At 41.4% G+C, this 12,658-nt stretch carries 11 protein-coding genes and 2 pseudogenes; 4 read left to right on the forward strand and 9 right to left on the reverse strand.

Annotated features, from left to right (window positions below; all coding sequences use genetic code 11):
• A pseudogene (locus AC1DVB_RS05595) lies at positions 1-212 on the forward strand (MBL fold metallo-hydrolase); the annotation flags it as partial.
• 55 nt (positions 213-267) lie between these two features.
• Here AC1DVB_RS05595 and AC1DVB_RS05600 read toward each other — a convergent pair.
• Both AC1DVB_RS05600 and AC1DVB_RS05605 read right to left on the reverse strand, forming a co-directional pair.
• Entirely contained in the window at positions 268-1,239 is a 972-nt protein-coding gene (locus AC1DVB_RS05600) for a TRM11 family SAM-dependent methyltransferase (RefSeq protein ID WP_098864065.1), read from the reverse strand.
• 146 nt (positions 1,240-1,385) lie between these two features.
• Positions 1,386-2,477, reverse strand: coding sequence for a CotH kinase family protein (locus tag AC1DVB_RS05605; RefSeq protein WP_057278921.1), 1,092 nt, complete (start codon positions 2,475-2,477; stop codon positions 1,386-1,388).
• Between the two features lie 154 nt (positions 2,478-2,631).
• Between AC1DVB_RS05605 and AC1DVB_RS05610 the strand changes: the two are divergent.
• Positions 2,632-2,685: pseudogene (locus tag AC1DVB_RS05610) on the forward strand (hypothetical protein); the annotation flags it as partial.
• A gap of 22 nt (positions 2,686-2,707) precedes the next feature.
• On the forward strand, positions 2,708-3,091 hold the full coding sequence (locus AC1DVB_RS05615; RefSeq protein ID WP_057278920.1) for a hypothetical protein: 384 nt from the start codon (positions 2,708-2,710) through the stop codon (positions 3,089-3,091).
• 259 nt (positions 3,092-3,350) lie between these two features.
• Here AC1DVB_RS05615 and AC1DVB_RS05620 read toward each other — a convergent pair whose 3' ends face one another.
• Genes AC1DVB_RS05620 through AC1DVB_RS05630 form a run of 3 tightly spaced genes read right to left on the reverse strand, consistent with a single transcriptional unit; the run spans position 3,351 to position 6,098 of the window.
• On the reverse strand, positions 3,351-3,662 hold the full coding sequence (locus AC1DVB_RS05620; protein ID WP_095679647.1) for a DUF3870 domain-containing protein: 312 nt from the start codon (positions 3,660-3,662) through the stop codon (positions 3,351-3,353).
• Between the two features lie 28 nt (positions 3,663-3,690).
• Positions 3,691-4,896, reverse strand: a complete 1,206-nt coding sequence (locus tag AC1DVB_RS05625) for an acyl-CoA dehydrogenase family protein (RefSeq protein ID WP_477588533.1) — start codon at positions 4,894-4,896, stop codon at positions 3,691-3,693.
• Positions 4,897-4,910: 14 nt separating this feature from the next.
• Positions 4,911-6,098 (reverse strand): CaiB/BaiF CoA transferase family protein, encoded by a 1,188-nt coding sequence (locus tag AC1DVB_RS05630; protein ID WP_477588486.1) that lies wholly within the window; start codon positions 6,096-6,098, stop codon positions 4,911-4,913.
• 444 nt (positions 6,099-6,542) lie between these two features.
• Here AC1DVB_RS05630 and AC1DVB_RS05635 point away from each other — a divergent pair, with 444 nt between their 5' ends.
• A complete protein-coding gene (locus AC1DVB_RS05635) occupies positions 6,543-7,481 on the forward strand; it encodes a DHH family phosphoesterase (RefSeq protein WP_328097647.1) in 939 nt (312 codons plus the stop codon).
• 117 nt (positions 7,482-7,598) lie between these two features.
• Here AC1DVB_RS05635 and AC1DVB_RS05640 read toward each other — a convergent pair whose 3' ends face one another.
• The 4 genes from AC1DVB_RS05640 to AC1DVB_RS05655 form a co-directional block, all read right to left on the reverse strand.
• Complete coding sequence (locus AC1DVB_RS05640) at positions 7,599-8,615, reverse strand: aliphatic sulfonate ABC transporter substrate-binding protein (RefSeq protein ID WP_477588488.1); 1,017 nt, start codon at positions 8,613-8,615, stop codon at positions 7,599-7,601.
• A gap of 41 nt (positions 8,616-8,656) precedes the next feature.
• Positions 8,657-9,409, reverse strand: a complete 753-nt coding sequence (locus tag AC1DVB_RS05645) for an ABC transporter permease (protein ID WP_034314377.1) — start codon at positions 9,407-9,409, stop codon at positions 8,657-8,659.
• Positions 9,342-10,184 (reverse strand): ABC transporter ATP-binding protein, encoded by an 843-nt coding sequence (locus AC1DVB_RS05650; RefSeq protein WP_057278916.1) that lies wholly within the window; start codon positions 10,182-10,184, stop codon positions 9,342-9,344. Before AC1DVB_RS05650 ends, AC1DVB_RS05645 begins: the two co-directional genes overlap by 68 nt.
• Before the next feature lie 287 nt (positions 10,185-10,471).
• Complete coding sequence (locus tag AC1DVB_RS05655; RefSeq protein ID WP_477588490.1) at positions 10,472-12,574, reverse strand: YhgE/Pip domain-containing protein; 2,103 nt, start codon at positions 12,572-12,574, stop codon at positions 10,472-10,474.
• Positions 12,575-12,658 lie beyond the last annotated feature (84 nt).

Raw genomic sequence — 12,658 nt, forward strand, 5'->3', positions numbered from 1 at the left:
GCATAGAGAGGAAATCACAAAAGATCCTGGCCTTGATAGAATCCGGAATTTCTACAGGCAATGAACTGGCAAAGGAGTTTTACAAACAAAAGTATATAGCAGAATTCCCGCTCGTCATGTCAGAAATCATCGGCCATTTGGATTATTTGGAATATCAGGGGAAGGTCACGAAACAACTCGTTGAAAATGTAGTTCATTATCAAGCTAAATGACATCAAAAAAGGCTGAAATCGATAAGGATTTCAGCCTTTCCTTTACTGATGAAACCTACACGCACACGACAATCTCTCTGGAAAAAATGCCTTTCCTGGCAACACATCGATCAGCAATCTCAAATCCAGCTTCTTCAATCATATGATCCATCGTATCGATCGTTACGACAACGACCTTATCAGCAAAGCTCCTTGCGTGCTTAAGGATTGATAGCTGATCCTCCGGCGTCGCATGTGTATATAGATTATAAGGCATATCGATAATCGCTACATCATATTTACTGGTGACCTCCGAAATCGGACCTGTAGTTACATCACCTTCGAGTCCGAAATAGGCAATGTTCTCCCTTGAACCGTCGGTAACAAGCGGGTTGATATCCCGGCCATCAATATTGATCCCCATCGAAAGGGCTTCCACCAATACCGTTCCAATTCCACAGCATGGATCAATTGCCTTCACCCCATCCGGATGTGGAACGGCAATGTTGGCAATGGCCCTCGCCACTCTCGTGCTAAGCGCAGTTGAATATTCACGGGGCTTCTTCATATGTTTTAACCAAACCGCTTCAGGTTTGACATACTTCCCAAAATACCAACGACCGCCAAGCGTCACGATTCCAAAGACCTGATCAGGATTACGCACATCGGCATTTCCCTGAATGTGCCAGCCAATCTGACGTTCAATTTCACGCTGTCCATCATAATCTATCTTTGCTTCTTTATTCAAATCATTAATTTTCACGAATAATACTTTGAATGTCGAGTCAGGCAAATGAATACCTTTTACTTGCTCAACGATTTCGGATATGCTTTCCCCTTCAAACATGATGTCGACCCGCCCTTTTATAAAAGGGCTCCTGCTCGGTTCAATGGCTATATCACTTTTCAAAATATCCCCTGAAGTCTCAAAGCCAAAGAAAGAACGCATCTCCATTTTAGATAATGAGCGTTCGTCAGGGGTGCATGTAAATGTATATATATATGCCGGTTTGCGGCTATGATTAGTCAATCCATTCCCATCCTTCATTACTTTAGATTATACCTTTCTATCAAACATAGCTGTAATAGTATAGAAAAGCAAATGGAATCGTGCAGAAAAAAACAGGAATGCTTTTTATTCAGCATTCCTGCCACTATATTTTTCATTGTTCCATCTCTAAACGAAAGGAATTATTAATCCAATTTATACAGATGGCTATTTATATACTTCGCACGGGCCTCAATGAATTTCAGGATGAATTCGGGCTCATCATCAAATTTCTCCTTATTCCCCTTGATATATGGATCTTTTGATACATAAGGTCTTAATTGATCATGCATTTCCTGAATGATAGGTTTCATATAGGCCACTGTATAATGATTGTTCAAAATCTCCTTAAGAAGTTCTTGGTACCTGACACGAAATCCCCTTACATCAAGGATTCTAGCAGTCAATGTATTGAACCCCCCGATTCCCACATAATCCTCTTCCATCACTTTCCCGTTAACATCCCTGCCCCATGTCGCATCATAATCCCATGGAATCATTTCAAATAGACCGGTATCTCCATTTCGATACAAAGCATAGTTATGAACGAACCCATCATAGTTTTGCGTGAATATGACACCGGCCAGCCAGCGCAGATACTTTTCCACATCGACATATTTTACGATTTCCTTTTCAAAATCCACTCTTGAAATTGTATTGATTTGGAGGATCAGCTCTTGTAAATATAATTCCTCCTTTTCTGTCCCGCATTTTTTTTGATAGCCCATCTCCAATGATTTTTTGATTCCTTTATCCAAATCGCTCATCAATGAGAAATTGGCATCACCATCCACTGCATAGAAAATGGACCCATTGGGGAGCCCCCTTTTCTTCAAATAATATTCATCCACTGATTCCAATTCCAGATATATTCCCTCATCCTTTCCGTTTAGATTTAGGAAAACGAACTGGCCTTTCGGTGATAAAGTCCCTATATCTGCAAAAAAATCTAAAGATAATTTATTTCTTAGTAAAGATTTATCTTTATATTCGGCATTTAAATGAACTTCCTTGGCATTCTTAAAAGTATTAGGTTTATAAAAGACTACATTATAGGATTTTTTCCGAAAACTTCGGATATGTGAGCCACGGTAAGCAATATCAATATCAAGTTTTTTTTTGTTGATTGTTAACTTTGCAGGTAAAGGATCATTGCACCATATATCTCTGCGAAGCTCCATTAAATTAACTGGTGGAATAAAAAGCTGATACACAGGCAGCTTCTTGTCAGCATTCATATAACCTAACCCTTCCCTTTCACTTTCCTATTAAATTATGGAAAAAAAGCGAGGGGTGTCACCAAAAACAAATATTTAATAAAAATGTGCTTTTATCTCTGGCATATTACGTACAAGCGCATAGTTTAACGTATAGAAAGGGGGATATATAAATATGTCTGACATCAATCGTGATATACAAAATGCGGTGGATAGAGCTAATTCCTTCGGGTTAAGCGATTTCATGCATAATGACCCATGTTCAAAAGGCCGTTCTTCACGTAAAAACAACAATAACAGGCGAACTTCCCGCAGAAGCACTAAACGTTGCACGAGCAGGAATCGGTCCACTTCCGGCACGCAAAGGCGCTCTTGCTGGAAACGGAGATCTACATGCAGCACACAAAGGCGCACTAGCAGGAGGAGGTCCACTTGCAGCACACAAAGGCGCACCAGCAGGAGGAGGTCCACTTGCAGCACACAAAGGCGCACCAGCAGAAACCGGTGTTCCATATGCAGCAGACAACGGCGCTCCAACAGAAACCGGTGTTCGTCCAACCACTGCAGTTGGCTTTGCGGCAATAACTTTCGCAATAAACGGAAAAGGTGCTTCTAGTTTCATGGTACCGTTTTAATGTACAACTAATATTTTTTTACTGGATATTAAGCTTTACTTTAAGGTCCAAATTCTATAAAAAAACACAAAACTCGTCCTATAGGGGCGAGTTTTGTGTTTTTAAAATTATCACGATCGTTATATCCATTCAAATGTCCCGTTCCTTTAACAATAAAAACACTCTATTTATAATGACAGTGGACTTATTTGCCATGTACCTGAACCTATAAAAAAGGATCCTACCCTCTTACATACGGTAGGACCCTTTTCGGTTTCACTTATTTAACGGAGACCAATTCGAACTGTGCATACACATCCTTCAGCCCTGCTTGAATGGCTTGACCAGCCTTCCCACGATAATGATTTTGCACACGATCAATCAATTCTTCGATACCATCTTTCAGGCAATAACCGCGCAGCAGTTGTCGTATGAATTCCCTTCCATGCTCTGTAGCAAGCGTACAGGAAGCCTCGACTATTACTCCATATTTAAAGTCAAGCTCCACCGTGATCGTGATTGAATCATATATATTTCTCGCTGCCATCCCTTGTGGAAGTTTTGCATGCCCTGCAATAAAGTATGTGTTCATCATCTGATYTGATCTCCTCTATCTATAGTTAATGTACGGAAACTTGCTCGAAGGGCCATGCAGGCAATTGCTTGCGAAGCTCTTTATCTTGTCTATAGCCAAGTGCGTATTCACCCTGCATTACAGTATGAATCTCACGGGTTCCTTCGTAAATGACCGGAGCTTTTGAATTCCGCAGAAAACGTTCGACTGGATATTCATCCGAGTAGCCATAGGCACCATGAATTTGAACAGCATCATTGGCCGCTTCATTAGCAGCATTACATGATATCCACTTGGCAAGTGATGTTTCCTTCGTATTCCTTTTTCCTTGATTTTTCAAGGTGCCCGCTTTAAAGACCAGCAATCTGGAAATCTCTAAATTTGCTGTCATCTTGGCAATCATCTGTTGAACGAGCTGATGCCTGCCAATCTCTTTTCCGAATGTGCTTCGTTCATGGCAATACTTCAAGCTTGCCTCCAGGCTTGCTTCTATTAACCCTACAGCACCTGCGGCAACTGTAAACCGGCCGCTGTCCAATGCCGACATGGAAACTTTAAAGCCCTCACCTTCTTCACCAAGCCTATTCTCCACCGGAACTTTTACATCCGTTAAAAAGATCTCGCCTGTATTCCCGGCACGAATTCCCAATTTTCCTTTAATGGCTTTCGACTCCACTCCCTCGAAAGTCCGTTCCACGATAAAGGCAGTGATTCCCCTTGAACCGGCATCATGATCCGTCTTGGCGAAAATGAGGAAATGATCTGCATAATCACAGAGCGAAATCCATGTTTTTGACCCGTTTAAGATATAATGGTCCCCAACACGTTTTGCCGTTGATTTCATTGCTGCTACATCAGACCCTGCATTCGGTTCAGTCAGCCCAAAAGCACCAATCTTGATTCCTTTTGCCTGGGGTACTAAATATTTCTGTTTTTGTTCTTCCGTCCCCCATTGAAGCAGGGTCATGCTATTCAACCCTGTATGTACAGAAACTGCAGTTCGGTAAGCCGTATCTCCTCGCTCCAGCTCTTCACAAACGATGGCTAGGGTATTATAATCCATTCCGACCCCGCCATACTCTTCGGGTATACAAACGCCCATCAACTGCAATTCAGCTAACCTTTTTAAAATATGCGGCTGGAATTGACCTTGCCTATCCCACTCTTGAATATATGGAATAATTTCCTTATCCACAAATTTCCTTACCACTTTCTTCACACTTTGCTGCTCTTCTGTTAATTCGAAATTCATCATTAAAATTCCTCCTAAATAATTTTATTTTCCTTGAATTTGCTTATTTGATCTGGACTATATCCTATTTCAGCCAAAATGGAATCGGTATGCTCGCCATAGAGTGGCGGATGCTTTCTCATGGTAACCGGTGTTTTTGAAAGGTTCAGGGGAGATCCCGTCACTTTAAGATCTTCGATTGTGGGATGTTCCATGCTCACCAACATGCCTCTTGCGATGATTTGCGGATCCTCGAACATCTCTGCTATATCATTAATCGGACCATTCGGTATCCCTGCATCATCAAACAGCCTTTTCCATTCCTTCTTTGTCTTACCTCTCAACGCATCCTCTATTATCGGTATTAATTCTTCCTTGTTTTGCAAACGTTTTTCATTATGTTTAAACTGTTCCTGTTCCGCTAAATCAGGTCTGCCTATAACGGTTGAAAATCTCCTGAACTGATCATCATTTCCCACAGCCACGACAAGCTCTCCATCCCTTGTCCCGAACGTCTGGTATGGAACGATATTTGGATGTTGGTTCCCCATTCTTTCAGGGGTCAAGCCACTGAATAAATAGTTGCTGGCGACATTCACCAATGAAGAAACCTGACAATCCATCAATGAAATATCAATTTCCTGTCCTTCCCCCAATTTATCCCTATGATGTAAAGCGGATAAAATGCCAATGCATGTATACAAGCCAGTCAATATGTCAGCTATGGCCACTCCGACCTTCACGGGACTCCCATTTTTCTCTCCGGTGATGCTCATCAAACCACTCATCGCTTGAATGATATAATCATAGCCTGGCAAATCTTTATAAGGACCGGTTAAACCAAATCCTGTAATCGAGGCCATGATCAGTTTGGGGTTGATTTCCTTTAAATCCTCATAACCCAACCCCAGTTTTCCCAATGTGCCTGTCTTGAAATTTTGAATCACTATATCCCCTGAAGCCACCAACTTCCGGAAAATCTCTTTTCCTTCCTCAGATTTTAAATTCAAGGTCATGCTTTGCTTATTTCGATTTGCACATAAATAGTAAGCGCTTTCCCCTTCTACAAATGGCGGCCCCCACCCTCTCGTTTCATCCCCTGATTCATGATGCTCGATTTTAATGACATCGGCACCCAAATCGCCGAGAATCATTGAACAAAACGGCCCCGCCAAAACACGGGATACATCGATAATCCTGACTCCCTCCAAAGCTCCATTCATATCATCACCCCTTTCAAACTGTCGTGGATACACAAAAAAAGAGCCAGTAAAACCAACAATGTCATTACATTGAATGTTTCACTGACCCTTATCCACGAACTGTCTTCCTGCAAAGGAAGATCAAGTGAACCAAGTCAATTTTTATGGATTCCAGTTTTTTATGTCAAGCCGGCCATGCAACAAGGTAACTTGTTGTCATCGGTTTGGTAAATTAAGTATAGTTGTATTTTTTGAATTTTGCAATAATTTTGTTTGAGTGTTTTATTACATCTGTTCCGTATACTTTCCGTATGCCTCAGGACTCCCCCCCATCCAAAGTAATCGGAATTGCCTTTACTCGTTTGGCATGTGATGATTGAATAGGTATAACTGTCAATATATGAATTTTACATATTATCAATCGTCGCACTGCAGACAAGGAAATCTTAAAAAGGGGATGGCGCTATGGACAATAAAAAACTGGAAATAATCGAAGCAATCAAGAAATACCACACAATCATCATTCATCGTCATGTAAATCCGGACCCGGATGCATTGGGATCACAACTCGGTTTAAAGAAGCTATTGAAACACTCCTGCCCTTCAAAAGAAGTCTATGCGGTAGGCGAGGAAGTGGATAAGCTTCTATTCATAGGTGATATGGATGTCATTTCCGATAACAAATACAAAGGTGCCTTAGTGATTGTTTGTGATACTGCCAACATTTCACGGATCAGTGATTCCCGATATGATCATGGAGGCATGCTAATCAAAATTGACCACCACCCCGAATACGAACAATTCGGTGACATTTCTTGGGTCGACCCTTCTTATAGCTCTGCAAGTGAAATGCTTGTTGATTTATTCTTGGAATTTCCAGAAGGCTTCATCCTGAATAAAGAAGCGGCTAAATCTTTTTATGCAGGAATACTTAGTGATACAGGGAATTTCACGAATGGGAATACAACTCCCAGGACATTAAAAATGGTTTCGCACTTAAGAACCTATAATATTCAGCCAGAAAGAATCCATAACAGCCTTAATGTTAAGCCTAAAAACGCTTCCCGACTTCAAAAAGACATTCTCATGAGCTTCAAGGTAACCGATAAAGGGGTAGCTTACTTCATTATTACGGACGAGCTTTTAAATATGTATGGGGTGGATCGACTCGAAGCTTCGAATTTAGTCAATACGCTATCAAGTGTCAGGGACAATAAAATCTGGGCTTTCTTCATCGAATACCCTTCTGAAATCCGTGTCAGGATACGTTCACGGAATATTCCCATCGCATCAGTCGCACGTCAATTCAATGGTGGAGGACATTCACTGGCTTCAGGCGCTACCATCCATTCCTGGGAGGAGGTTGATCATGTTATCCAAGCATTGGATCAAATCTGTCCATAAAGGGAGTTCATGAACTGAGGTGTTTATATGGAGGATTATTTCCCCGCTTAATTAAAATGGATTAATCCGGCCTTTTAAAAAAAGCGCCAAAGCCAGGATGGCTGAGGCGCTTGCTTGTTATTTGGACACTTCTTCAAGAATTGATAAATCGATCATGCCTTTTATATCACTGCTAGGGATATAACCGGCTTCTTTGCTTATGTCGGCCATTTCTTGAATGACTTGCTCATTAACTTCAGTTGTCACTTCAAGGCGTGAAAATGCTGAAGCCACTTCTTCTTTGCTTAATTCTTTTCCAGTCAGTTCCTTCAAATGCTTAATAACCAGTTCTTGGCTTTCTTCAGGGTTTTCCTGTATGAACTTCACCGCTTTATCATGAGCTTTCAAATAGGAAGCAGCGAGCCCTTTTTTATCCAAGAACTTCTGGCTTGCAGCCACTACCGTGTTAGGTGAATCTTTTCCCCATGCAAATCGATCCCAGTCAAGCACCAGCTTTCCTTTTGCCTGGTTTTCCAATACATACCCCCATGGTTCCTGGGTCGCTGCTGCATCGACAGACTTTTGAACAAAAAGGGCGGTTGTGTCAGCAGGTGCTGCCGCATACAGTTCAACTGTGCCCCCATTTGTAGTCGGTTTTAAATCTACATCTTGAAGGGCCTTCCTAAGCATGACATCCTGTGTGCTTCCAATGACGGGAATCGCTACCTTTTTACCGGCCAAATCTTTTAAATCCGTAACCTTGCTGCCTTCGCTAGCCACAAGTACGGCACCTCCATTAACAGCCCCGGAGATCAGGTGGTATTCAGGGTTTTTCACGTAAAAGTTAAGCAATGGACCAGGCCCGACCGTTCCGACATCAATGGCGTTTGTGGCCATTGCTTCCATGAATAATCCTCCATTGGCCACTGTTTTGGTTTCAATCTTGACATCTTTACCGAACTCTTCTTCGAAAAAGCCTTTTTCAAGTGCAATGATCGTTGCACTGTGGGTTAGGTTAGGAAAATAACCAATTTTCACGGATTTCCCCCCGGACCCTTCCCCTTCTTCATCATTACTGCTGGATTGAGTGCATCCGCTTACTATTCCGATTAACAAAACAGACAGAATAAGGGCAAAGAATGATTTTTTCAGCATATTTTTCTCTCCTTTATAACTATTATTTTATTAAACTACCGTTACTTCACTCCCCATTTCAGTTGAACATTACGTTCAAGACGGGAGAAGACGACATTATCCACGATTGTTCCGATGATTGCGATGATGATCATCACGGAGATGACCAAATCCATTTGTCCAAGTGATCTGCCCATTTCCAGCAATTGGCCAAGACCGCCTCCCCCGCCAAGTAATTCACCTGCCATCAATGCACGCCAGGAAAAGGCCCATGCAATTCGGAGACCGGATATTATTTGCGGGACGGATGCTGGTAAAATCACCGTGCGAAGAAAATGAAATCCGGTCGATCCATATGTTTTGGCAACCCGCTGATACAACTGGGGTACATTCCGGAAGCCACTTGTTGCATTAACCGTCATCGTCCAAGTTGCGCCGATGGTGACGATGAAGAGGATCGAAAAATCATTCAATCCAAACCAAATGATCGCCAAAGGGAACCACACGATACTCGGAATGGACTGTAAAGCCGTCACGACGAATCCTAAAGTGTCTTCGACCAATTTAAAGCGCCAAATGAAATATCCTAATATCAGACCTACTATAATGGCAATCATAAAGCCGATCAGGATACGGCCAAGGCTTTTTCCGATGGCTTCGGTTATTTGTCCGCTCATCAGTCCCTTAAACAGAGTTTCCAAAACCTGAGTCAGGCTTGGGAACATGAAATCCGGAAGACTGGAAAGTCTAGATGTGACTTCCCATATCCCCGCTATCATCGCGATGAATATGATTCGTCTTAAAGCTGTAATCATTCCCCATTTCCTCCTTCAGCACTTTTTCAATTTCCTCCTGCAAAATCGATAGAACCCTTTGTTCTGTATGCAAAGTTACACTATCCGGCATAACTCCATCTTTCATGGAAGGAACGGAAATCGTCTCTTTGATTTTCCCGGGACGGGTAGCAAAGACGATAATTTTTTCGGAAAGCTGAACAGCCTCGCGAATATTATGGGTAACGAAAAAGATCGTCACTTTAGTTTTTCTCCAGATTTCGAGCAGCTCTTTATGCAAAACCATCCTCGTTTGCTCATCAAGTGCGGAGAATGGTTCATCCATCAACAGGATATCCGGTTCCATCACCAACGCTCTTGCGATGGCTACCCTCTGTTTCATTCCTCCTGAGAGTTGATGAGGATAGGAGTCAACATATCGGCTGAGGTGAACCATCTTTAAAATGTCCAATGCCTTGGCTTTTGCCTCTTCTTTGGGCATTTTCTTTATCTTCAATCCGTATGTAACATTTTCAAGTACTGTCAGCCAAGGAAATAAACCCGCCTCCTGAAACACGACAACCCGTTCCGGACCTGGCTTCACCACTTTTTTCCCAGCTACACGTATTTCACCCACATCTGCTTTATCAAGGCCGGCAATCAGATAAAGAAGCGTGGATTTACCACATCCTGAAGGGCCGACGATTGAAACGAAGCTTCCTTTCTCGACCTCTATGTTTATCTTATCGAGCACCTTTATGCTTTCTTTCTTTTCATTCTTAAAACTTTTTTCAATGCCATCTATTGTTAAATACATAAAGTCACCCCACTTTTATATCGCATCGATTTACTAAACATTATTTCTTAATAATGATTAATCCAATGGTTTTTGTCAACTATAAAAATGCAAAAATTCTAATTTATCGGTATTTTTCTATTCAACTGTCAATGTATTGATTAATATTCCAAACCTACATAAAAATACATATCTATAAATACCATTCAGCAAATAAAAAAACCCGAGCCCCTTTTAAGGGTTCAGGCTGAATATAACCATAATTTTCAACTTCAGTTAACCGCGGTCACAGCACTCTTTCAATTACCTTAAAAAATCCTGCTTCCATACAATTTATCCTTCATCTTTTGTGTCCTTGCATGCAGAGGCTTTTTCAAAATGACACCTAAGATGAACGTGATTATTAAAAAGAGAATCAAGATAAAAATGTCCTTGCCAGCTACACTCCAGGTTATTCCCCCAACAGATTCAYGAAGCAAACCCACAGCATAGGTGAATGGCAAGAAAGGGTTAATATGCTGAAAAAAGGGCGGTGTGACTTGAATGGGGAAGGTGCCTCCTGAACTTGATATTTGAAGGACCATCAAGACGACGCTTATCCCTTTTCCAATATTTCCAAGAACGGAAACGAAGGTGTAAACAATGAGTGTAAATACCGTACTTATCAGAACGGAAAACAGGATGTACTCAAATTTATCCGCTACATAAACACCGATAAGGACGATATTCCCAATGGAAACACTAAGGGCCTGCATCACCCCAATGATGAAAAATATTAGATACCGCCCGATATAAATTTGATACGGGCTGTAGACCTTTTGAGAAACACCCACGCTAAGCATGGAAATCAATATTGTACCGCCGACCCAAAGGGAAAGTGCCGTAAAGAAAGGAGACATGGCGGATCCATAGTTCGGAATCGGAAAGAGACTGTGTTTATTGAGCAGAACTGGTTCTGAAAAAAATTCACTTTCTTGTTCAATATCATTCCTTAGGAAATCGATCACTTCTTCCATATTATAAGACTTATCAATTTCCCTCATTTTAGAAGCCAGAGCCTTTATTTTCGTTTCGATTTCCGGAAACTTATTCTGTAACTTATCAATATCCGCTGTACGTGTTTCCAATGTTCGATTGGTCTCATTCAACAGCGTCCTCACCTCAGGAAGAACCTTGGTTCCCTCCTCCATCGTAAGCTGGACATTATTCAATATTGCTTCTGTTTCATTCCAGATTTCATTGAATTTTGGCCCCGTTTCCTTTGAATAGCTTTCCTGGAAGCTTGCCAAGACTTGATCGTTGTTCCTGCCAAGTTCGATAAGATTGCCGTATGCTCGGTCATTCAGCGCTTGAAGTTGGTTCGAAGCATTATCCCTAAGTTCATCAACCAGCTGTATTTCTGGCTGAAGCACGTTTTTCTCATTAAATTGATTGACTCTCACCAATAAATTATACATACTGTCCAAAAGGTACAACTCTTTATTTATCCTCGTTACACCTTGTTCCACTAGCTGATCCGACTCATTGTCAGGTAAATCCTGACCCGTTAACCGGTTAGCCAGCACTAAAATGGATTCATTATCGCTCCTTATGTTCTCGATATCATTTTTCAAGAGGGGATTGATTCCTTCGAATGCCTGCCTTGTTGAATCTACATAACTAGAAACGTCCGATACCAATTTGTCCTTCTGTGATGTTATTCCTTCTATCGAATTCAGGCCATCATTGACCCTCTTAATGATATCTTCAGCCTTTTTGACATGTGTTTGAACGGTTTTCATATTTTGTTCAAGCTCAGGCAGTTCAGCCTCTAATAAATAAACCATATTCTTCATTTTTTGAATCGTCGGCAACTCGTTTTGCAAGGTGATTCCCAGTTCATTAAAAATTGCAAGGATACTCCCACTGGCTGATTTGATAAAGGTTTTGCTCACATTGTCCACAATGCTGTTGGCACCCGCTGCCGTAATTTTAGGAGCAATGGAATTGATTTTTTCATTAACATAGTAATCAATCCCCGCCTTCTTAGGGTCATCGGTCATGATCGTCGCAATATGTTCGGAAAAGTTCTCCGGAATGATGATGGATGCATAATAATCACCCTTTTCCACCTTTTCTATCGCTTCTTTTTCCGATGTGAACCTCCAGCCCAGATCCTTATTCTCCTTTAACCCTTCCATTACTTCCTTGCCTATGTTCACGGCTTTGCCATTTAACTCCGCACCTTTATCATTATTGGCAACACCGACAAGAATTCCTTCCGTGTTTRCATACGGGTCCCATGATGCAACAATATTAAACCACGCATAAATGGAAGGGATGAACATGAGAAAGACGACTACGATACAAACAAAGAAATTTTTATAAATGCTTTTTAAATCGTCAATGAAAATTTCCTGAATATTTCTCAAAACATACCCCCGTGCAAATGTATTTTGATACTATTATTCGTAGAAATTTCTTAATCGATACTAAGTAAACATATCCATGGATTC

It is taken from the genome of Peribacillus sp. P4_D6 (assembly GCF_056401795.1).